Origin of the sequence: Texcoconibacillus texcoconensis (genome assembly GCF_014202575.1) — a bacterium.
Taxonomy (GTDB): Bacteria; Bacillota; Bacilli; order Bacillales; family Salisediminibacteriaceae; genus Texcoconibacillus; species Texcoconibacillus texcoconensis.
In genome coordinates, this window is record NZ_JACHHB010000003.1 from 44,579 (window position 1) to 66,933 (window position 22,355).

Annotated in this window: 17 protein-coding genes and 1 riboswitch; of the genes, 2 read left to right on the forward strand and 15 right to left on the reverse strand. The window is 41.8% G+C overall.

Translation table 11 applies throughout. The features are described 5' to 3' along the window. Positions 1-139 precede the first annotated feature (139 nt). Positions 140-322: riboswitch (Lysine riboswitch) on the reverse strand. A 77-nt stretch (positions 323-399) separates the two neighbouring features. The 12 genes from uvrC to zapA form a co-directional block, all read right to left on the reverse strand. Next, positions 400-2,202 carry an excinuclease ABC subunit UvrC gene (uvrC, locus tag HNQ41_RS04015; RefSeq protein WP_221301846.1) on the reverse strand — a complete coding sequence of 601 codons (1,803 nt, stop codon included), beginning with the start codon at positions 2,200-2,202 and terminating at the stop codon, positions 400-402. A gap of 341 nt (positions 2,203-2,543) precedes the next feature. Next, a complete protein-coding gene (gene trxA / locus HNQ41_RS04020) occupies positions 2,544-2,858 on the reverse strand; it encodes a thioredoxin (RefSeq protein WP_184663144.1) in 315 nt (104 codons plus the stop codon). 253 nt (positions 2,859-3,111) lie between these two features. Then, positions 3,112-4,089 (reverse strand): electron transfer flavoprotein subunit alpha/FixB family protein, encoded by a 978-nt coding sequence (locus HNQ41_RS04025; protein WP_184663145.1) that lies wholly within the window; start codon positions 4,087-4,089, stop codon positions 3,112-3,114. 16 nt (positions 4,090-4,105) lie between these two features. Continuing rightward, on the reverse strand, positions 4,106-4,876 hold the full coding sequence (locus tag HNQ41_RS04030; protein ID WP_184663146.1) for an electron transfer flavoprotein subunit beta/FixA family protein: 771 nt from the start codon (positions 4,874-4,876) through the stop codon (positions 4,106-4,108). Positions 4,877-4,971: 95 nt separating this feature from the next. After that, positions 4,972-5,754 carry an enoyl-CoA hydratase gene (locus HNQ41_RS04035; RefSeq protein ID WP_184663147.1) on the reverse strand — a complete coding sequence of 261 codons (783 nt, stop codon included), beginning with the start codon at positions 5,752-5,754 and terminating at the stop codon, positions 4,972-4,974. Between the two features lie 72 nt (positions 5,755-5,826). Then, a complete protein-coding gene (gene fadR / locus HNQ41_RS04040; protein ID WP_184663148.1) occupies positions 5,827-6,423 on the reverse strand; it encodes a fatty acid metabolism transcriptional regulator FadR in 597 nt (198 codons plus the stop codon). A 180-nt stretch (positions 6,424-6,603) separates the two neighbouring features. Then, positions 6,604-8,310, reverse strand: a complete 1,707-nt coding sequence (locus tag HNQ41_RS04045) for an AMP-binding protein (protein WP_425506954.1) — start codon at positions 8,308-8,310, stop codon at positions 6,604-6,606. 190 nt (positions 8,311-8,500) lie between these two features. After that, a complete protein-coding gene (locus HNQ41_RS04050) occupies positions 8,501-10,195 on the reverse strand; it encodes a long-chain-fatty-acid--CoA ligase (RefSeq protein WP_184663149.1) in 1,695 nt (564 codons plus the stop codon). Between the two features lie 532 nt (positions 10,196-10,727). Continuing rightward, on the reverse strand, positions 10,728-13,091 hold the full coding sequence (locus tag HNQ41_RS04055) for an endonuclease MutS2 (RefSeq protein ID WP_184663150.1): 2,364 nt from the start codon (positions 13,089-13,091) through the stop codon (positions 10,728-10,730). Positions 13,092-13,111: 20 nt separating this feature from the next. Then, a complete protein-coding gene (polX, locus tag HNQ41_RS04060) occupies positions 13,112-14,842 on the reverse strand; it encodes a DNA polymerase/3'-5' exonuclease PolX (RefSeq protein ID WP_184663151.1) in 1,731 nt (576 codons plus the stop codon). Positions 14,843-15,026: 184 nt separating this feature from the next. Beyond that, entirely contained in the window at positions 15,027-15,566 is a 540-nt protein-coding gene (locus HNQ41_RS04065; protein ID WP_246421480.1) for a CvpA family protein, read from the reverse strand. Between the two features lie 2 nt (positions 15,567-15,568). Then, complete coding sequence (gene zapA, locus HNQ41_RS04070) at positions 15,569-15,823, reverse strand: cell division protein ZapA (RefSeq protein ID WP_184663152.1); 255 nt, start codon at positions 15,821-15,823, stop codon at positions 15,569-15,571. Between the two features lie 263 nt (positions 15,824-16,086). Here zapA and rnhC point away from each other — a divergent pair, with 263 nt between their 5' ends. Beyond that, positions 16,087-17,049: a ribonuclease HIII gene (gene rnhC / locus HNQ41_RS04075; RefSeq protein ID WP_184663153.1), complete on the forward strand. Its 963-nt coding sequence runs from the start codon at positions 16,087-16,089 to the stop codon at positions 17,047-17,049. Positions 17,050-17,243: 194 nt separating this feature from the next. Here rnhC and pheT read toward each other — a convergent pair whose 3' ends face one another. The 3 genes from pheT to HNQ41_RS04090 form a co-directional block, all read right to left on the reverse strand. Next, a complete protein-coding gene (pheT, locus tag HNQ41_RS04080) occupies positions 17,244-19,691 on the reverse strand; it encodes a phenylalanine--tRNA ligase subunit beta (RefSeq protein ID WP_184663154.1) in 2,448 nt (815 codons plus the stop codon). 28 nt (positions 19,692-19,719) lie between these two features. After that, positions 19,720-20,754, reverse strand: coding sequence for a phenylalanine--tRNA ligase subunit alpha (gene pheS, locus HNQ41_RS04085; RefSeq protein WP_184663155.1), 1,035 nt, complete (start codon positions 20,752-20,754; stop codon positions 19,720-19,722). Between the two features lie 465 nt (positions 20,755-21,219). Beyond that, positions 21,220-21,972: a TrmH family RNA methyltransferase gene (locus HNQ41_RS04090; RefSeq protein ID WP_184663156.1), complete on the reverse strand. Its 753-nt coding sequence runs from the start codon at positions 21,970-21,972 to the stop codon at positions 21,220-21,222. Positions 21,973-22,125: 153 nt separating this feature from the next. Here HNQ41_RS04090 and sspI point away from each other — a divergent pair, with 153 nt between their 5' ends. Then, positions 22,126-22,341 (forward strand): small acid-soluble spore protein SspI, encoded by a 216-nt coding sequence (gene sspI, locus HNQ41_RS04095; protein WP_184663157.1) that lies wholly within the window; start codon positions 22,126-22,128, stop codon positions 22,339-22,341. The last annotated feature ends 14 nt before the right edge of the window (positions 22,342-22,355 follow it).

Sequence of the window (22,355 nt, forward strand, 5' to 3'; positions counted from 1 at the left end):
CATCGGTTTTTCAATACTCGATGTCTCATACAAGCGACACGTATATCGTCGTCGTAATTTTGAATCATTTTTGTTAATCAAAAAAGCCAGCGAGGAAAACTCCTCACTGGCCATCACGACAGATTCATACGTTGTCGCTCGGTGAGATAGTTCTCCATACAACCTTTCGTTGTATGACAGCCCTGTGCTTATTCAACACAGATCCAGATAGATAAACGATGAGTTTTATCCACCTTCGGCGACCATTCCCTTTCAAAGATCTTCATTAAGGCTCATCCCTTTCTGATCCTTTACTGATGAATATCGCTCCTCTACCCTCACTTCAAGAGCTGAAGTTAGGCGATTCAATTATTATGGAACTTAGTCTAACAAGAAAGTATTCCTTTGACAACTACGAAATCATTCCATTTTAGACGATGAATCTGTTTCTTGATTCTCTTGCACGGAATTTTTTATCGATTCCGCGACCGTACGTGGAATTCCTGCTTCCTGTAATTGGGAAACGCTCGCTTCTTTCATTTTTTTCACTGAACCAAACGTCTTCAGTAAGTTTCGCTTCCGCTTCTCACCAACCCCCGGAATATCATCGAGAAAAGAAGAAGTCATAGATTTCGATCGTAGATTTCTGTGGAAAGAGATCGCAAAACGGTGTACTTCATCTTGCACACGCTGTAATAAATAAAACGCCTCGCTATCTCGAGGTAAAGGGACCACTTCTGCAGGATCACCAATCATCAACTGCGACGTACGGTGCTTATCATCTTTAACAAGACCACAAACAGGAATATCGAGCGCAAGTTCATCTTCAAGCACACTTTGCGCAGCAGAAATTTGCCCTTTCCCACCATCGATCACGATTAAATCTGGCATCGCACGTTCTTCACGCAAAAGGCGAGTGTACCGTCGGCGGACTACTTCTCGCATCGATTCATAGTCATCCGGCCCTTCCACTGTACGCACTTTATATTTTCGATATTGCGATTTATCTGGTTTTCCATCGAGAAATGAGACCATCGCCGATACTGGGTCAACCCCTTGAATATTCGAGTTATCGAAGGCTTCAATACGGTGTGGAGTGTCGATATTTAACGCCTCACCTAGTTTTTCAACAGCGACAACTGTCTTTTTCTCATCCCGCTCGATTAAAGAAAACTTCTGTTCTAATGCGACCTTTGCGTTTTTCGTCGCTAGATCAACAAGTTCGCGCTTTTGCCCTCGTTTTGGCTGAACCGTCTTCACTGATAAAAATTCACTGACGACATCGGCATCAATATCTGTCGGAACAAAAATTTCCTTTGGCTTTTTGTGTTGTTCGTCTAGGTAAAACTGACCGATGAACGTCAAAAAATCATCCTGTGGCTCTTGATACATCGGAAATGTCGATACATCGCGCTCAATCAACTTCCCTTGACGGACGAAGAAGACTTGAACACACATCCACCCTTTGTCATACGTGTAACCAAACACATCTCGATCAACTTGATCTGTAACAGTCATTTTTTGCTTTTCCATCACGGCTTCAATGTGTTGGATCAAGTCACGCATTTCTTTCGCTCGTTCAAATTCTAGGTTTTCCGAAGCTTCGTGCATGTTTTCGGTTAATTCTTTTTTCACCTCACCGTGTCCACCGCTTAAAAAACGAACGATTTTTTTGACGAGTTCATCATTTTGTTCCTCGCTTACATGAAACTCGCAAGGCGCTAAACACTGACCGATGTGGTAGTAAAGACATACCCTGTCAGGAAGCGTTCGGCACTTCCGTAACGGATAAAGGCGGTCAAGCAACTTTTTCGTTTCGTTAGCCGCGCCTGCATTTGGATAAGGGCCAAAATACTTGCCACCGTCTTTTTTCACATTTCTCGTTGTGATCAAACGCGGATGTTCCTCTTTCGTCACTTTCAAGTACGGGTAGCTTTTATCGTCTTTTAATAAAACATTGTATCTCGGCTCATATTTTTTTATTAAATTTTGTTCGAGAATCAAGGCCTCAATATCCGATGAAGTAACGATATAATCAAAATCTACAATCTCAGACACGAGCCGTTGCGTCTTTTTATCATGTGAACCTGTGAAATAAGAACGAACACGATTACGCAACACTTTCGCTTTTCCAACATAAATAATCGTATCGTGTTTATTTTTCATTAAATAGCACCCTGGTTGATCAGGGATAATGCTTAACTTCTCTTTTAACGCATCCATCACCGGTGTACTCCTTTCCCGAGTATCCATCTATATTTACTATAGCACAATGCCAATCGTGCTATAAAGCAGATGATTGCTGGGATAGTGAAGATGCGGAAACAACCTTCGCCGTACCACTCACAGGACTTAAGTCACTGTTCGTTCGTAAATCATCGTTTTTCGTTCGTAACAAGTTTATTTTCGTTCGTAAACATCAAATTTTCGTTCGTAAATGCCCATTTTTCGTTCATTACACAAGAATTTTCGTTCATAAAACCCCACGCCCCACTTCCCCAAAATAAAAAGGCCTCCCCATCCTAGTGTTTAACTAGAAAAGAAAGGCCCTCCCCATACGCGAATTATAAATGTTTGTTTAATGTTTCTTGTAGCTGTTCCTTCGGTTGGAAACCAACGATTTGATCCACAACTTCACCATCTTTAAATACGATCATCGTTGGAATACTCATCACACCATGCTTGCTCGCTGTTTCTTGGTTTTCATCGACGTCAATTTTCACAATTTTAACTTTGTCGCCCATTTCACCATCAAGCTCTTCTAAAACAGGTGCGATCATCTTACAAGGTCCACACCATGGTGCCCAGAAGTCAGCTAGAACAACGCCTTCACTCGTTTCAGACGCAAAATTTTGATCCGTTGCATTTACAATAGCCATTTAAAGTCCTCCTCATAAACACATCATATTTCAAGGATTATTATACCATTTACCCGCATCATGATGCGAACGAAATGTTTCCGTGACCATGCAAGGTTCCACCCCACAGCCACTGACTTTTATCCTACCCCAAACAAGCCACGAAATCAAAAACTTTGCTTCCCCCATTTCCCCTTGAGAACAATCAGACTGTCCAAGCTTTACGAGCTCTCCTTGACCCCTTCCATGAGCACCCTATTTTCACGATGAATCATTACGACTGGACGAGTTCTTGACGCAACGCTTCCGTTAATATTGGAATGACTTCAAAAAGGTCACCAACAATACCGTAATCTGCGATCTTGAAAATTTCCGCTTCTGGATCTTTGTTAATCGCCACGATCACTTTTGAGTTAGACATCCCTGCGACGTGTTGGATCGCCCCTGACAAACCAACAGCAATATATAGATCGGGCGTGACCACTTTTCCTGTTTGGCCGATTTGCAATGCATAATCACAATACTCTGCATCACAGGCGCCACGCGAAGCACCGACAGCCGCTCCTAATACTTCTGCTAAATCATCGAGCAATTGAAAGTTTTCTGCACTTTTTAAACCGCGTCCACCTGAGACAATTGTTTTTGCTTCAGACAAGTCGACACCTGAAGTTGTATTTTTGACAACTTCCTTAATGGTTGTACGTAAATCTTTGATGTTCACATCCAAAGTACTTACATCTCCATCACGACTTTCATCTTTTTCAAGTGCGGAAATATTATTTGGACGCAATGTCGCAAATATTTTTCCGTCTGTAATCGCCTTCTTTTCAAATGCTTTTCCAGAATAGATCGGACGGGTAAATATCGTTTCTTCTCCGACAACCTCGACCGAGACGAAATCAGATACTAATCCAGTTCCACACTTACTTGCTACTTTCGGTAACAAGTCACGACCGATGGATGTGTGACCCATCAGAACCCCTTCTGGCTCTTCTGATTCAATAACTTGCATGAGCGCTTGACTATAGGCATCAGGGGTGTATTGTTGCAAATCAGGATGTTCAACTTTTAAGACTCGATCAGCACCATAAGCAAACATCGTTTTGTCAAAATCGCTTATATTTTCTCCTAATAACACACCGACGACTTCATTATTACTATCTATAGACTTCACAGCTGCAATTGCTTCAAAACTAACATGCCTGAATTCACCATCACGGATTTCTCCTACAACGATCCATTTTTTACTCATATTTTACCACTCCCCCTTACAGTACTTTTGCGTCTGTCTTTAATAAACGAACGAGTTCTTGCACTTGTCCCTCTACTTCTCCTTCTAAAATGCGCCCAGCTTGTTTTTCTGGAGGGAGAAAACGCTCAACCGTTTTTGTCTTCCCTTCCGCATCTTCTTCATCTACGTCCAAATCATCCAAATCAAGGGTTTCTAGTGGCTTTTTCTTTGCTTTCATGATCCCCGGAAGCGAAGGATAACGCGGTTCATTTAAACCTTGCTGAGCTGTGATGAGCGCAGGTAATGATACAGATATAATTTCTTGGTCACCTTCAACATCACGTTCAACCTTTGCTTCGTTTCCTTCAAGCGTAATGTCGACAGCTGATGTAACATGAACGATGTCAAGTTGATCAGCAAGGCGCGGTCCGATTTGACCCGACCCGCCATCTACAGCAACATTACCACCGAGTATCAGATCGTACTCTTTTTCGGCGAAGAAGGCTTTTAATAGTTCTTGTGTCGAGTACTCATCGCCATTTTCTATGTCCTCGTCTTCAATTAAGTACGCTTGATCTGCCCCCATAGCCAGTGCCGTACGCAATTGTTTTTCTGCCTCTTCATCACCTACAGTTACAACAGACACTTCGCCACCGTGCTCGTCACGGATTTGAATCGCTTCTTCAACGGCATATTCATCGTAAGGATTAATAATAAATTCCGCACCGTCATCAATGATTTCTCCGTTTTCAATTTCGATTTTCTCCTCTGTATCAAATGTTCGTTTTAACAATACGTAAATGTTCATCTATCTCCCTCCTAAAATGGAATATCGATTTATGTTTTAAAAAAGGTGTTTCTTTTCTGAATTTTCCGACATTATATGATAAAGAAAAAGCCGACTTAACGATCAGTAAATTGAGGCTTTCGTTTTTCCAAAAACGCTTCAATTCCTTCTTTCGCATCATCGGTTTTGAATATTTGCCCGAATAAGCGCGCTTCTTCTTCGCTTCCTTGGGTAAATGTTGAAGACGCTGCATAACGAGTTAACGATAAAACATCTTCAACGGTCTTTCTACTATTTCTTGCAAACGTACGAGCGAGATTTAGTGCTTCTTCTTCTAAGTCGTCTTCTGAACAAACGCGGTTTACTAGTTGCCACTTTACAGCATCTTGCCCGCGGATCGGTTCTGCAGTAAGCAACATTTCTAAAGCCTTTGCACGCCCAACTAGTTGAGGTAACCGTTGCGTACCTGCAAAACCTGGAATTAACCCAAGTTGCAACTCTGGTAAACCTAACTTCGCTGACTCCGTCGTGAGACGTAAATGACACGCTAACGCTAATTCTAAACCTCCACCTAATGCAGCACCGTGAATCGCTGCGATGACAGGTTTTGAAAATGATGAAATGCGTTCAAAGGTACGTTGACCCATTTGCGATAACGCTTGAAAATCGCCACCTTCTAAATCATTTGCGAATTCTTTAATGTCCGCGCCTGCGGCAAAAAAACGGCCTTCTCCTTGTAAAATGACAACACGTATCTCATCATCTTGCTCCATTCGCTTAAAGGCGTCATCGAGTTCTTGAATCATCGTTTGTGAAAGTGCATTCGCTGGTGGGTTATTCAAGGTAACGACCGCGATCTGGTCTTCTTGGTGAACGGTTAATTGCTTCGCCTCCGGCATTCGTCCAACCCCTTTCACTATTTAAGGAAGTAGACCATAGCACCAACCTACTCTTATACGAAACTTATAAGGTCAACCTGTTTTCGATTGTTTTAATCCGTGAAAGATCATTTCTTTCAACGGATGCGCTAGTTCTACCAAATCATAGCGCATATCTTTCATCACCCAGTTCGTTACAACTTCATCAATCGCACCAAAGGTCATTTGCCGAGCGACTCGCTTGTTTAATGAATGTGGGAAGACCCCTTGTTCGACGCCTTCATCAATGATGTGATCAATTAAGCCGTAGTAAGCTTTCAACACTTCATTGATTTCGTTTCGTAACGCAATATTTGATTGTCGAAGTTCCAATTGGGTAACGATCGCTAAGTCATGGTCCGCTTCTAGCTGACACAAATGCATTTCTATCAATGTATAAAGTTTGTCTTCAATCGTTTCTTGTTCTGCTAAACGTTCCTTACTTTTTTGTACAAACACGCCCATTTTTTCTTCAAACAAGGAAACGAGAATGTCTTCTTTATTTTTAAAGTATAAGTAGATCGTCCCGTCAGCGACGCCTGCTTTTTTGGCGATTTTCGATACTTGCGAATTGTGGTAGCCATTTTCAGCAATGACACTGACAGCTGCATCAATGATTTGGTTGAACTTTTGCCCTTTTTTCTTTGCCATCAAATCCCTCTTCCATATTTTTCTGAATGATCACTCATTCATATTTATTTTATTTGAAGTAAAATTCCTAGTCAATGAACTTAGAGGCTCTTCATGTGATAACCAAAAGCAGAAGAGCGCCATACTAAGAGAGTTTGAATAGCATTTAGGCAAACATGAATAGACGGTTTTCTTCATAAATTAATCGTTTGATATTTCCCGAGAAACAATTGGCTTCTTTTCATTCGTTAATTCTCTTTTTAGCACTTTCCCTACGGTCGTTTTCGGCAATTCTTCTCTAAATTCATACATCTTCGGTACCTTATAAGCAGCTAAATACTTTCTGCAATAAATATCTAATTCTCTTTCATTTACTGTCGCGCCTTCTTTTAACACGACAAACGCCTTAACCGTTTCGCCACGGTATAGATCGGGGACACCAACGACAGCCACTTCTTGAACATCATCATGTTTAAAGAGAACTTCTTCAATTTCGCGCGGATAAATATTAAAGCCTCCTGCAATGATCATATCTTTTTTCCGATCAACAATGTAGAAAAATCCTTCTTCGTCCATATACCCCATATCCCCTGTCAACAACCACTCTTCCTGAAACGATGCTCTTGTTTCTTCTCGTCTCCTCCAATATCCACGCATGATTTGCGGACCACAAATGGCGATTTCTCCAATTTCCCCTGGACCCACCATTTCACCTGTCTCTTGAGAGATAACCTTTACATCTGTATTTGGCCAAGGTAAACCAATACTTCCTTTCGGCCGGTATCCCCACACGAGATTAAAATGGCTAACAGGTGAGGCTTCCGTTAAACCGTACCCTTCCACTAGCTTTCCACCTGTTAATTGTTCAAATCTCATCTGAACGTCAAACGGCAATGGCGCTGAGCCACTAATACTGACATTGACCGATGAAAGGTCGTACTTATGAACATGAGGATCGTTGATGATTCCAATGTACATTGTCGGCGTTCCAGGAAAAATTGACACTTTTTGCTTTTGAATTGTTTTTAACACTTGTTCACGCTCAAAACGTGGAACAATGACCATTTTCGAGCGATCCATGATCGAAAAATTCATACCTACAGTCATGCCATATACATGGAAGAAAGGTAACGCGCATAAAATAACTTCATTGCCATGATCAATTTTGTACATCCAGGTAAGAGCCTGGGCCGTGTTCGAAACAAGATTTCTATGGGTTAACATACACCCTTTTGCCGAACGTGTTGTGCCACCAGTATATTGCAATAAAGCTAAATCTCTTTTTGGGTCGACCGATACCGAATTGACTTGAGTTGGATGTCCATTTTTTATGAGCGTATTTAGTGAATGGGTATGATCTGTATGATACGTGTTTACAAGCATTTGATGATTTCTTTTTTTCATTAATGGATAGATCATGCTTTTTGGAAATGGTAAATACTCTTCTACCTTTGTAACGATGACATGTTCGAGATTCGTATGACCGAAAATATTCATCACTCTTGGATAGACCATGTCAAGACAAATAATCAGCTTTGCACCTGAATCAACGATTTGATTCTCTAATTCACGTTCAACATATAATGGATTCGTCTGAACAACCACCGCACCTGCCATGAGCGTACCATAATAACTAATGACAGCTTGGGGACAGTTTGGTAGCATAATGGCCACTCGATCGCCTTGTTCTATTCCGAGAGATTGTAGACGTTCGCATAACGCGAGAGATTGATGATAAACCTCTTCATACGTCATTTCTGTTCCCATAAATTCAAGCGCTACTTTTTCAGGTTCATCCTCTGCTGCTTCTTGCAAATACATATGTAACGCTTTTTCTTCAATGTTGATTCGCCCAGGAATAGATTTTGGATAGTGAGCAAGCCACGGCCGTTTGAACGTCATGCCCATAGTATGACGCCTCCTTTAAAACTTCTCCCCATTCCATTAAGAAGCATTCCCCTCAGTACATCGTATGAAGTTCAATGACAAAAAATGAACTTGTTGATGAAAAAAATGAAATGGATAGACAGGTTAAGGCAATTGCTCAATGAAAACGGGTGACAGTTTAAAATAAACACCGTCACCCTTCGAATAGGTTTTACGATGAGTCTTGTTGTTTTTCTCGTTCTTCATCGACGAGCACGCGTCGTAATACTTTTCCAACCATCGTCTTTGGAAGTTCATCACGAAATTCAAAACGCTTCGGGACTTTATATGAGGCTAAATACTTTCGACAATACGAATCCAATTCTTCTTCACTAACTATTTTCCCTTCATGTAATACGACGAATGCCTTCACAGTTTCACCTCGATACGGATCTGGAACACCAATCGCACACACTTCTTCAACAGCTTCATGTTCGTATAATACTTCTTCTATTTCCCTTGGATAAACATTAAAACCACTAGCTATAATCATATCTTTTTTACGATCAACGATATAAAAATAACCATGTTCATCCATATAACCCATATCTCCTGTAAGGAACCATTCATCTTTAAAAACAGCTTGCGTTTCCTCAGGTCGGTTCCAATACCCTTTCATCACTTGGGGGCCACGAACGATGATTTCCCCAATTTCATTGGTTTCTGCAAGATCCCTCGTCTCAGTAGACAAAATCGCCACATCAGTATCAGGCCAAGGAAGCCCAATGCTACCTGGATTACGCTGACCCCAAAGTAAATTCGCTGTCGCAACAGGGGAAGTTTCCGTCAAACCGTAACCTTCTACAAGGTGACCACCTGTGACACGCTCAAACTGAGTTTGAACTTCAAAAGGAAGCGGTGCCGAGCCACTAATACACGCTTCAACCGAAGAAAGATCGTATCTCTTAACATCAGGGTGGTTCAATATGCCAATATACATCGTCGGTGCCCCTGGAAAGAGGGTGACCTTTTGCTTCTCAATCGCCTTTAACACATCTTTTGGATCAAATTTCGGTAAGATCACCATCTTCGCCATAAACATAACCCCTAAGTTCATAACGACCGTTAGTCCGTAGACGTGAAAAAACGGCAAAGCAGCTAAAATGACTTCTTCTCCTTTTTCGAGCTTATGCATCCATTCAACAGATTGGGTCGTATTGGCCACGAGGTTATAGTGGGTGAGCATCACACCTTTGGCAGGTCCTGTCGTCCCCCCTGTATATTGCAACAGTGCTAAGTCTTCTTTCGGATCAATATCGATGGCCATCTCTTCTACTTCTCCTGCTTCCATAAATGAGACAAACGGATGCAAGTTTTTATTATATGAAATATCAATTTGAAGGCCATGTTGTCGTTTTTGGATAAATGGGTAAATGATATTTTTAGGAAACGGTAAATAATCTTTTATTCCTGTGACAATCAGATGCTCAAGGCTCGTATGGTCTTTTACTTTTGCTACTCGTGGATAAACAAGATCTAAACAGACCATCACTTTGGCGCCTGAATCATTTAATTGGTGCTCGATTTCGCGTTCAACATAAAGGGGATTTGTCATGACAACTACACCACCAGCCAAGAGTACGCCGTAATAAGAAATGACTGACTGCGGGCTATTGGCTAACATAATCGCAACTCGATCTCCTTTTTCAACACCGATACTTCTCAGTTGATTGGCAAATTTTAATGCCGACTCGTACAGCTCGGAATAGGTCATTTCTTTTCCCATAAAATGCAACGCTGAGCGATCTGGGTAATGTTCGGCTGCTTCATGCAAGTAACTTTGTAATGTACGATTTTCATAATCAATCGACGCCGGCACCTCATCTGGATAGTGTTGAAACCAAGGCCTTTTAAGGGACTGATCCATCACTCTCTCCTCCTTTGATCGAGCTCTGCTCATAGACTGCGGTGGTGTCATTCAACAAAGGACAAATTCAACGCTGACAAAATACACGCTCCTTTCTACTTTCTATTTTAGTGTAAACGTTAACAAACTGGAATCCATTTATTTCAATTTTATGAAAGTTAACTTGTTCTTATTGCATTTATCGAAAAAATTTGTTTCATTGCGTCAATTTGGTCACGTCCTCCGTGCCGCTCGCCCCTTAAAATGACGTTTTTAGCTGACATAACGGAACGTATGTCCGCGACGGGACCTCGAGCCTCAAACATCGGATACTTTAGAAGCCCCCCCATACCCAATAGAACACCAAACAAAAAAAGAGCCGTTTAAGAAGCGAAAAACGCTAAATAAACGACTCCGGAAAGAACAAATACGGCACAGAGAACAATGAGAACTTTAATTAAAGTTTCCAGGGAAAACCCCTCCCTCATTTTCACATCTTAAATGAATTGTGAAATATTCACAGTATTCAACATTCAACGAAACGTAAAGAGACTTACTTTAAATCGGCAACGGTAACACCGGATCCACCTTCACCAGACCCGCCAAGCCTCGTATTTTTTACGTTTTGATGCTTTTCAAGAAACTGTTGTACCCCTTTTCGAAGTGCACCCGTCCCTTTTCCGTGAATAATCGAAACTTGGTGTAGACCTGCTAACACAGCATCGTCAATATACTTTTCTACACGAAGCACTGCATCTTCATACCTTTCACCACGAAGATCAAGCTCAGCGCTGACATGTTGCTGGGACCCTCTAACTGTTGCGAGAGGTTTCTTTTCGATCGGTTTTGGACGATCGATATATTGTAAATCTTTTTTCGGTACTTTCATCTTCATGATTCCGAGTTGGACTTCATACTCTTTATCGCTCACTTGTTCAACGATATGCCCTTTTTGTTCAAGGCTTAGTACTTTCACTTCATCACCTGGGAGCAACTTCACATCTTGACCAGCTTTTTTCGGTTTTGATGCTGGCTTTTTCTTACGTTCTTGATCAGGCGCTGCTTGTTCCAATCGTTTTTTCTTTTCGATCAACTCGTGATCTTTAATGGCTGGATTTTGCTTTTGAATGTCCCTCAGTTCTGAAATGATCGTCTCAGCCTCTTTTTTCGCCTCGTCGACGATCTCTTTTGCTTTTTGTTCTTGCTTTTCTAAGAGACGATCTTTATTTTGTTCAAGTTGATCCCATTTTGTTTCCAAATCTTGCTGTAAGTTTTCTGCTTCCAAACGAATCTGTTTTGCTTCTTCCCACGCTTCTTCCGCTTGTTGACGGCGTTCTTCTAACGTTTGAATCATCGTCTCCATTTGGTTTGTCTCTTCATTGATGTGGCCTTTCGCTTGTTCGATCACATCGGATGACAATCCTAGCCTCTCAGAAATCGCAAATGCATTACTGCGCCCAGGAATACCGATCAATAAACGGTACGTTGGCTTCAATGTTTCAACGTCAAATTCGACACTTGCGTTCATAACGCCTGTCCGGTTATAAGCATAGCCTTTCAGCTCACTATAGTGCGTTGTAGCGACAACGCGTGCGCCGACATCATATACGTGATCGAGAATTGAAATTGCAAGCGCAGCACCTTCTGTCGGGTCAGTTCCGGCACCTAATTCGTCAAACAATACGAGACTTTCATGATCGACGTTATCAAGGATGTCAACGATGTTTGTCATATGTGATGAAAACGTACTTAAATTTTGCTCAATCGATTGCTCGTCTCCAATGTCTGCAAAAACGTTTTGAAATACTGAAGCTTCCGACCCTTCTTCACACGGGATGTGCAAGCCTGATTGCGCCATCAGTGTAAGAAGTCCGATCGTCTTTAATGACACCGTCTTACCGCCCGTGTTAGGACCCGTAATAACAAGGGAGCGATATTCGCTTCCTAAGGAAACATCTATAGGAACAACTTCATCTTGCGGAATTAACGGATGACGTGCCTTTTGAAAGTCAATCTGACCGTCACGATTTAATGTCGGCTGTACGGCTTTTAGCTCTCGGCTATAAAAAGCCTTTGCAAACAAGAAATCAATCTCAGTCATGATTGCTAATTGCGTCAATAACTCTTGTTCATACTCGGCAATGTGTTGTGATAACTCGTGCAAAATGCGATCGATTTCTTGTGCTTCTTTTGACTTTGCTTCACGCAATTGATTATTCGTTGCGACAACTGACTCTGGTTCAACAAATACAGTTGCCCCTGATGAAGATTGGTCATGGACGAGGCCGCCAAAATGAGTGCGATATTCTTGTTTTACAGGTAATACGTAACGTTCGTTACGTATCGTGACAATCGCATCGGATAACATTTTTCGTCCATTTGAAGAACGGGTAATCGATTCGAGCTTTGAACGGACCGTCGATTCAAATTGACGGATTTGTTGGCGAATGGAGCGAAGTTGTGGACTTGCTGAATCTAAAACTTCTCCATTTTCATCGATGGATTGCTTGATTTCACGCTCCGCATCTGTAAGGGGAACGATGTCCTCGACGTGATTTTGTAAGATCGGTACGTCGATTTCATCATCAACGAGCCCTTCAATGTACGTTTTAAAACGACGGCTCGCATGAATTGTAGAAGCGATATCTAATAGTTCTTGTTCATTCAACATACCGCCAATCACCGCTCGTTTGACCGAAGCACGTATATCGCGAATGCCCCCTAGTTGTACTTGCCCTTTAAGTCGCAATACTTTCGTGCCTTCATACGTACTTTGCTGGTGAAACTCGACATCCTCAAAGTCATACATCGGTTCGAGTTGATCGACTTTCTCATCTCCAAGCGTAGACGTCGTATGCTTTTTTAATTGTTCCTTCATTTTATCGTATTCGAGTATTCGCGAAACCCTCGTTAACAAAAGGGTCCACCTCCTGAAATTTAAGTTTGCTTTTTATCGATCCACGCTTTTAAACGCTCCGCTCCCCACGTATTGACAACTGAATCTGCGTTAAGCCAACCACGTTTGGCAGTCGATACACCCATTGGCATATGATCTAACATTTCTATACGGTGGGCATCGGTGTTTATGGCGATCGGCACACCTGCTTTTTGTGCTTTTTCAAGCCATTCTGCTGACAAGTCAAGACGATTTGGATTCGCATTACATTCAAGAATCGTTCCCGTCTCTTTAGCGAGATCGATGAGCCAATCAAGGTCAACATCATAACCGTCTCTACGTCCGATTAAACGACCGGTTGGGTGGGCAATCATTGCCACTTTCGGGTGACGGGCTGCCGTTTCTAATCGCTGCTGAATCGTGTTGCGATCTTGTTGAAAGGATGAATGAATCGACGCGATCACAAAATCAATATTTTCTAGCACGTCATCATCATAATCGAGCGAGCCATCTGGTAGGATATCCATTTCAATGCCAGTAAAAATCGTCATATCCTCGTATTGTTCATTGTACATTCGAACTTGTTCATGTTGGCGTTTTAACCGTTCAACGGTGAGACCATTTGCAACTTTCAAAAATTGGGAGTGGTCCGTAATTGCCATCATATCATAACCGCGTGTTCTACATGCTTCAATCATTTCATCGATACTGTGGGCACCATCGCTCCACGTTGTATGCATGTGTAAATCACCACGAATGTCATCATTGCTAATTAGTTGCAAATCGCTATCTTTAGGAAACTGCGCTAATTCATCTCGCCCTTCACGCACTTCAGGTGGGATAAATGAAAGGCCGAAGTGATTGAAAAACGCTGTCTCATCTTCGAACGTTTTCACTTCACCTGTTTCTACATTTTCCACACCGTACTCACTGATTTTCTCACCCTGGTCTTTAGCAAGCTGACGCATCAGCACATTATGATCTTTTGATCCAGTGAAGTGATGAAGCGTCGTCGCAAAGGCTTCATCTTCAACGAGACGAACATCAACAGAAAGTGGGAAATCATCGTCAATGATGACAGTGAAGCTTAATTTCGTATCCCCTTGTCCAATAATTTCACCAATTTCCCCCATATTGAGCAACGATTCTCGCACCGATGCTGGAGCGTCTGTTGACACGATAAAATCTAAATCTTTCACCGTCTCGCGAGCACGTCTGTAACTACCAGCCAATTCAAACCGGCGAACGTCCTCTAATGACGCAAGGCGGTCTTTTAAGAATTGAGCCGCTTTTTCCACCGTTGCAATTGGTAAACGTTCTGGACGGGTGTTTGCTTCTTCCAATGCGTGGAGAATTTTTTCCTCACTTTTCTTTCCAAACCCTGCAAGTTCTTGAATCCGATTCGATTCACATGCTTCTTTTAGCGTTTCTCGATCTTTAACACCCAATTCTTGATACAGTTTACCTAGCTTTTTTCCGCCAAGACCTGGGAGTTTTAATAGTGGAATTAATCCTTCTGGAATCTCTTCTTTCAGTTCGTTTAGTACGCTTGATTCACCGGTTTCAATCAATTCATTTATGATTGCGGCCGTTCCTTTACCGATCCCATTTAGTTTTGAAACATCATCGATATCACGGAGTGAGCGCTCATCCTGCTCTAACGCTTGTGCTGCTTTTCGATAAGCAGATACACGAAAGGCATTTTCCCCTTTAATTTCCATATATACAGCAATTTGTTCTAATACTTTAATAATCTCTTTTTTGTTCATCATCTATCCCTCACCTTCTACATAGGTGGTATACGATTAAGTTTTTTCTTAAACGTCCTTTACCTGTTTTCCACTACCGATATTTTAGCGAAAAGCAAACGAGAAAACAAAACAAAAGCTGAAAGGCCCTGCTAACAGCGATTACGAACATACAAAGGAACTCCTCCATCTTGAGAAGTTCCATTCGTTATTGTTGGTCGATCCACCATTCTTTCAATTGTTGTGAAATCACAGGCGTATATTCTAAAATAAGCTGTGCAAGCATTGAGTTTTCCAATGCCGATTGAGACCAATCAAATTGAAGCAATGCAAGTAAGTGGAGACCGATGACGACCATCAATAAACCTTCTAAAAAGCCAAGAACACCGCCTAGCCACCTATTAATAATTGAAATTAACGGTAAATGAGCAAGAAAATCGAGCATCGAACCGAAAATTTGCAAAACGATTTTCACACCGAAAAAGAGAATGACAAATGAGATGCCATTATAATAAACGTCTTCTAATTGAAAACCTTCAATAAGTATATTCATCGTTCCGTTTTCATCAAGCTGTGGAAAAGGAATCCACAGTCTTATGTAAGAGGACAAATCTTGAAAGTACACAGCAGCAACAATAAAAGCGATAATAAATCCAAATAAATGAATAATTTGCAGAATGAGCCCTCTTCTAAAACCGACAAAAAAGCTCATTGTAAGTAAAAATAGAATAAGTAGACTAAACAACATTGTTACATATCCTCTTCTTTCTGTTCATCTTCTTCTAACTCACGTAGTAATTTTAAGTATTCATGTCCTATATTAACAGCTGTTAAGACAGCCAATTTATTCATATCTAGATTAGGATTGTGGCGCTTGATTTCGCGCATCGTCCCGTCGACAAGGTCTGCAACTTCTCGGACATGCTTTTCGTTTTCATAGCCGACGATGGTATACTGTTGTCCATAAATACTTGCATTTGTTCGTCGTTTTTGGTTTTCTCCCACCGAAAAGCCTCCATTCGTCATAATTGTCCTAAGGTATATCTTAACATGTCGAAGGGGCAATGAAAATCATTATAATCTCATACGTGCACAGTCGTTCTTATTAATGACAAGGTTATCGTTATCTAAAAAATAGAAAAGCGATGACGACTGACCTACTCTTGTCTATACTAAGAAGAGGTAAAAAATCCTAACATTGTACGTTAGTTAAACAAGGGAATTTCTCTTCTCGTTAAAACGAAAATGAAAGTGAGTGTTTGTCTAAAATGAGTCATTCAGTTGTCAAAGCCAACAGAAAAACATTAGATGAAATGAAAGGGTACTATGCAAAAGACTTAAAAGCTAAAACACCCAATGGTGCAGTCTTCTCAGCTAAACATCCAAACTGTACAATTACCGCTTATCAATCTGGAAAAGTTTTATTTCAAGGAAAAGGAGCTGAACAAGAAGCAAAAAAATGGCAGCAGCAAACGACGTTACAGACCGCTAAAAAGAAAGAGAGCTCGTCTGTACGATCCGTTGACCAACATTCTTTTCAGCCTCCAAAAAACATTGAAACTTACGCTGTCATCGGAAGTGATGAAGTTGGGACAGGTGATTTTTTTGGGCCTATGACTGTTGTCGCAGCATTTGTCGCTAAAGAACAGCTACAAGAATTGCAACAAATTGGCGTGAAAGACTCAAAACATTTAAGTGATCGCGAGATTGTATCGATAGCGAAAAAAATAGTTGATCTCATCCCTTATAGTTTACTCGTTTTACCAAATGAAAAGTATAATGACTTACAAAGACGCGGGATGAATCAAGGAAAAATGAAAGCGCGCCTACATAATCGCGTACTCGATCGCTGTATTCAAAAAACGAACGAGGCCTCCTTAAATTACGATGCCATACTCGTTGACCAATTTGTTAAACCGGAAAGCTATTTTTCCTATCTTAAAGGAGAATCTAATATTATCCGTGACAAGTCTATGTATTTTGCAACACAAGCAGAGCAAATTCACCTGTCTGTTGCCGCAGCTTCTATTATTGCTCGTTATGCGTTTTTAAAAGAGTGGGAAAAGATGGAGAAATATGTTGGTATGACGATTCCAAAAGGGGCTGGTCCTAAGGTTGATGATGCTGCAGTTGCCATTTTGAATCGACACGGTGAAAAGACCCTTTACAAATTGGTAAAATGGCACTTTGCCAATACGGATAAAGCAAAAAAAATCGCAAACAAGCGTTAATGCCTCGCTTGTTTGCGTAATTCAGTAATCCCGACGTTTTGAAAGGGCATTTAATAACCCTCCTCATCATTTATCCTATTTTTAGTTTAAAATGAGTTACAAAACGTTGAATCACTAATCAAAGTTCCCCTAACGCAAAAGAGCTCGTCACTGTTTATAACAACATGACGAGCTCTTTATTTTTTCCTTTTAAGTTACTCCGTTCTAAGCGTCGCGCCTAAGTCTGTTTCAAGACCTGCGATAATTTGTTCGTGTTCTTGTTTTACTTCATCATCCGTTAACGTTTTTTCTGGATCACGGTAAACGAGTGAGAACGCTAATGATTTTTTACCTTCAGCTAAGTTTTCACCTTCATAAACATCGAAAAGTGACACGTCTTTTAATAGGTTGGAGCTACGTGCATAAATCGCTTCTTTTAGCTCAAGCGCCGTTGTGTTTTCATCAACGACAAGAGCGACGTCTCGTTGAATAGCTGGGTAACGCGGAATCGGAATATAGCGAACAGGTTCACTGTTGCTCGCTGCATCAATAAGGAGCGACAAGTTACATTCAAACGCGTAAACTTGCTTAAGACCCCATTCTTTCTCAACTTGCGGATGAACTTGACCTATATATCCGATATTTTCACCGTCGAGATAAACGGTTGCCGTTCTACCAGGGTGCATCCCTTTGTGACGCCCTGCAGTATACGTCACTCGTTCTGTAAGACCCATTTCTTGAATCATTCCTTCAAAGATCCCTTTCACGACAAAGAAGTCGACCGGTTTCTTTTCTCGTTGCCAGCTATTCTCATGCCATAAGCCTGTGAATACACCTGCTAAACTACGCGTCTCTGTCGGCTGTTTGCTCGGTGACGCACTTTCTCCTGTAAATACCGAAGACATTTCATATAGTGCAACATTGTGTAATTGACGGTTACGGTTGTAACGGACCGCTTCAAGAAGGTGAGGCAATACCGTTGTACGAAGTGTGCTACGGTCTTCACTCATCGGCATCGCAACTTGTGCACGCGCTTCATTTTCTCCTTTTGCCACTGTGTCAAACGTATCATCAACAGCTGGAGAGGTTAATGAATACGTAACCGCTTCAGCCACACCGACCGTTTCTAAATATTGCTTTGCTGCTCGCTTGACACTTTGTGCTACGGAAAGCCCACCTGTCGTTGACGATACATCTGGGAGCGTCGTCGGAATTTGATCATATCCGTATAGGCGCGCCACTTCTTCAATGATATCCGCTTCAATCATGATATCTTGGCGGCGTGTCGGGATATAAACTGTCCAACCGTTCTCATCACCTTTAAAGGCAAATTGTAAATTTTTAAAGATTGCCTCAACAGTATCTTCATCTAAATCAGTACCAAGTGAACGGTTAATTGCTTGTAGTGAAATGTCTAGTGGCTTGGGTTCGACATTTAATTCATCATAAGCAACCGGCCCTTGTAACACCGTTCCTCCAGCAAGTTCAGCGATTAAACGAGCAGCACGGTCTGCAGCAGCTGGGACTCGCTTAGGGTCAACACCTTTTTCAAAACGAACACTTGAATCACTACGAATCCCTAAATCGCGTGAAGCGCGACGAACTGTTGGTGCATCAAAATATGCCGCTTCGAGTAGGATCGATGTTGTATCATCTTGAACCTCACTATCAGCACCACCCATGACACCGGCTAGCGCAACTGGTTGTTGGCCGTTTGTAATCACGAGGTGATCCGTTGAAAGTGTACGTGTTTCTCCGTCAAGCGTCACGATCGTTTCACCTTCACCAGCTTTTCTTACAAGCACTTCGTTAGAACCGAAGCGATTAAAGTCAAAAGCGTGCAATGGCTGACCGTATTCAATTAAGACGAAGTTTGTTACATCAACGACGTTGTTAACAGGACGAACCCCACTTGCCATTAGATACGTTTGTAACCAAGTTGGTGAAGGCGCAATTTTCACATTCTGAATCATTGTTGCTCCGTAATAAGGGCAAGCATCAGTTGCATCATCTTTCACGTTAACACTGACGTAATCACTCGCCTGCTCTTCACCTCTAACAACACTTTCATCAATCAAGTTCACATCGCGGCCTAAAATCGCCGCCATTTCATAAGCGACGCCGAGCATACTTAAACAATCTGCACGGTTTGGCGTTAAGTCTAGTTCCATGACTTTATCATATAAACGCATGTATTCAATGGCGTCACTACCTGGTTCGATCACGCTCGGGAATACATAGATACCGTCAGCGAATTCTTTTGGTGTCACCTTCGCTTCAAATCCTAATTCTTTTAAGGAACAGATCATCCCATGTGACGTTTCCCCGCGCAATTTCGATTTTTTAATTTTAAAGTTTCCAGGAAGTACTGCGCCGACTTTAGCAACCGGTACGTATTGACCCTCGGCAACATTATTTGCACCACATACGATTTGGACCGTTTCCTCTTCACCGATATCTACCGTACAAAGCGATAATTTATCAGCATCAGGGTGCTGTTCACACGTTAAAATGTGTCCGACGACGACACCCGTCACCCCTTTATTCATGTCGTGAATAAAGTCGACTTCTACCCCACTACGCGTGAGTTTTTCTGCCACTTCTTCAGCACTTAAATCTTCAATATCAACATATTGTTTTAACCATTCATAAGATACGAGCACGTTTCATTCCTCCTTCGTTTCAGCCTTATTACGCTCGGTCAAATTGATTTAAAAATCGCACATCATTCGTGTAAAAATGACGAATATCATCAATACCATATTTCAACATTGCTAAACGCTCTACACCCATACCGAAGGCGAATCCAGAAAACTCATTCGGATCATAGCCACCCATTTCAAGAACATTCGGATGCACGATGCCTGCACCTAACACTTCAATCCAGCCAGTATGTTTACACGTTCGGCACCCATCTCCACCACACATCGCACAAGAAATATCGACTTCTGCAGATGGTTCAGTAAACGGGAAGAAACTTGGACGTAAACGGATGTTTCTGTCTGGACCAAAGTAAGATTTTACAAATGTCTCGAGTACGCCTTTTAAATCACTCATGCGAATATTTCTGTCAACAACGAGCCCTTCAATTTGCATAAACTGATGAGAGTGAGTCGCATCGTCTTCATCACGGCGATACACTTTCCCTGGACAAACGATTTTAATCGGCTCTTTCGCTTCATTGTTCTGCATTGTGCGCACTTGCACTGGAGATGTCTGTGTTCTAAGTAATAATTCCTTCGTCAAGAAAAATGTATCTTGCATATCACGCGCAGGATGTTCTTTCGGCAAATTGAGCGCTTCAAAGTTGTAATAATCCGTTTCAACTTCTGGTCCCTCAGCAACGGAAAAGCCCATGCCTGAAAACACATCTTCTACCGTTTCAATCACGGATGATAGCGGATGACGATTCCCACGAGGTACAGGACGACCTGGTAGCGTAACGTCGATACTTTCAGCTTGTAACTTTTCTTCTAAAGCGACCGCTTCAAGGTGTTGTTCTTTTTCTTCAAGCTTTGTCGTAATTTCTTCGCGGACTTCGTTCGCTTTTTGACCTACTTTCGGACGTTCTTCTTCAGAAAGTTGTCCCATCCCGCGAAGGACTTCCGTAATCGGCCCTTTCTTTCCTAGATAGGAAACGCGAACGTCTTTAAGATCTTTCACCGTTGAAGCATCATTCACTTTGGCTAATGCTTCATTTTTTAATTCTCCCAATCGATCAAGCATGGAAAATCCTCCTTTGCAAACTTGTCTTTTTAATAAACGAAACGGCAACCGGTCAAGACGTATGTACAATGATATTTGCGCATAAAAAAACTCCGCCCCAAAAAAGGGACGAAGCTCGTCGCGGTACCACCCTTTTGCACCGAACAAAGACACACTCGGTGTGTGCATGTGTCGGTACACTTCGTTCCAATAACGGATGAAATCCGGGCGACCTTAAGAGAACCACGCTTTTTATCAACAGGCGAATGAACCTCTATGTGCTCATCGCTTACAAACATTCTCTGTTCCGGTGCCGACTCCAGAGTGAATTCAGCTGGACCTCAACATGGGAAAGCTTTCAGTCTATGGCTTTCCTTCCCTGGATGCGGGTGATCAGCGTACTACTCTCCTTCAACGTCGTTATACGTTTAGTCAATTGTATGACTGTCATTATAAAACAAAATCTGCGCTTTCGCAAACAAGCTTTTATTCACGGCGCAAATGATACAATAAAATCCCTGTAGCGACAGCAACATTTAAAGATTCTGATTGTCCAAAGATCGGTATTTTCGTATTGAAATCCGTTTCGGGTAATAAAGAGTCACTTACGCCTTGTGCTTCATTGCCCATTAATAGCGCAAAGCTATTTCTCGGTTCAATATCACCATAATCGTCACCTTCAAGTGAAGTTCCAACGACAGGAATACTTTTTTCACGACATTCTGCAATAACTTCATGCAACGATCTTTGTTCAATCGATAAGTGAAATAGTGCTCCTTGCGTGCTTCGAACAACTTTTCCGTTTAACGGATCCACGGTTCCATCACCTAAAAAGATGCCATCGACACCTGAAGCTTCCGCCGTACGAATGATCGTACCTAGGTTTCCCGGATCTTGGATGCGGTCTAGCAATAAATAACGCTTTTCAGCTTCTATAGGCACTTCCATTTTCGGTAATGAACAAACGGCAATTGCGCCTTGTGGAGATTCGGTTTCAGAAATTTGCTTAAACACATTTTCACTTACTAGCGTTTGTGGTACTTGTGGTAGTTTACGTGCAATATCGGCTTGTTGGTCGGTCATGATCAGTTCTTCAACTGTCCAATCGCTTTTTGTTAGTTCGCTTATAAGATGGGGTCCTTCTACGAGAAAGCGCCCTTGTTCTTTACGTCCTTTTTTACGGTGCAAAGCTTTCCACTGTTTGACGTGATCATTTTTCACAGATGAAATCATGTCCATTGATACTACGCTCCCTTTCCGTTCCATTCACGGTCTATCTTTTCTTTGTGTCATTACATATTATTTTCTAGATAAGACATACTATAACAGAAGTCATAACGGCATGGCTACCAGACATGCAACAAATTGATCGGATTTAAGGAGGTTAATAAGATGAGTTTTCAATTGCGTGGTGCGATCATGCAAAACATTTCAGGTTCCAGTGCAGAAGAAGTTGAAGCGACAATTGATGATGCTTTACAAAGTGGCGAGGAGAAGATGTTACCGGGCTTAGGTGTCATGTTCGAAGTCTATTGGCAACAAGCGAGCGATCAAGATAAAGAGCAAATGATTCAAACGATCTCTAATGGCTTACAACAGCAAGGATAAACCTTTAACTGCGG

Bases quoted from the DNA above. Each gene is read 5' to 3' on its own strand.
- polX (WP_184663151.1), bottom strand. From the start codon at position 14,842: ATGATGAACAAAAAAGAGATTATTAAAGTATTAGAACAAATTGCTGTA.
- fadR (WP_184663148.1), bottom strand. From the start codon at position 6,423: ATGGCAAAGAAAAAAGGGCAAAAGTTCAACCAAATCATTGATGCAGCT.
- HNQ41_RS04035 (WP_184663147.1), bottom strand. From the start codon at position 5,754: ATGCCGGAGGCGAAGCAATTAACCGTTCACCAAGAAGACCAGATCGCG.
- HNQ41_RS04050 (WP_184663149.1), bottom strand. From the start codon at position 10,195: ATGGATCAGTCCCTTAAAAGGCCTTGGTTTCAACACTATCCAGATGAG.
- HNQ41_RS04090 (WP_184663156.1), bottom strand. From the start codon at position 21,972: ATGGACATGATTTCATCTGTGAAAAATGATCACGTCAAACAGTGGAAA.
- HNQ41_RS04025 (WP_184663145.1), bottom strand. From the start codon at position 4,089: ATGAGTAAAAAATGGATCGTTGTAGGAGAAATCCGTGATGGTGAATTC.
- uvrC (WP_221301846.1), bottom strand. From the start codon at position 2,202: ATGGATGCGTTAAAAGAGAAGTTAAGCATTATCCCTGATCAACCAGGG.
- HNQ41_RS04045 (WP_425506954.1), bottom strand. From the start codon at position 8,310: ATGGGCATGACGTTCAAACGGCCGTGGCTTGCTCACTATCCAAAATCT.
- trxA (WP_184663144.1), bottom strand. From the start codon at position 2,858: ATGGCTATTGTAAATGCAACGGATCAAAATTTTGCGTCTGAAACGAGT.
- rnhC (WP_184663153.1), top strand. From the start codon at position 16,087: ATGAGTCATTCAGTTGTCAAAGCCAACAGAAAAACATTAGATGAAATG.
- pheS (WP_184663155.1), bottom strand. From the start codon at position 20,754: ATGCTTGATCGATTGGGAGAATTAAAAAATGAAGCATTAGCCAAAGTG.
- HNQ41_RS04030 (WP_184663146.1), bottom strand. From the start codon at position 4,876: ATGAACATTTACGTATTGTTAAAACGAACATTTGATACAGAGGAGAAA.
- sspI (WP_184663157.1), top strand. From the start codon at position 22,126: ATGAGTTTTCAATTGCGTGGTGCGATCATGCAAAACATTTCAGGTTCC.
- HNQ41_RS04065 (WP_246421480.1), bottom strand. From the start codon at position 15,566: ATGTTGTTTAGTCTACTTATTCTATTTTTACTTACAATGAGCTTTTTT.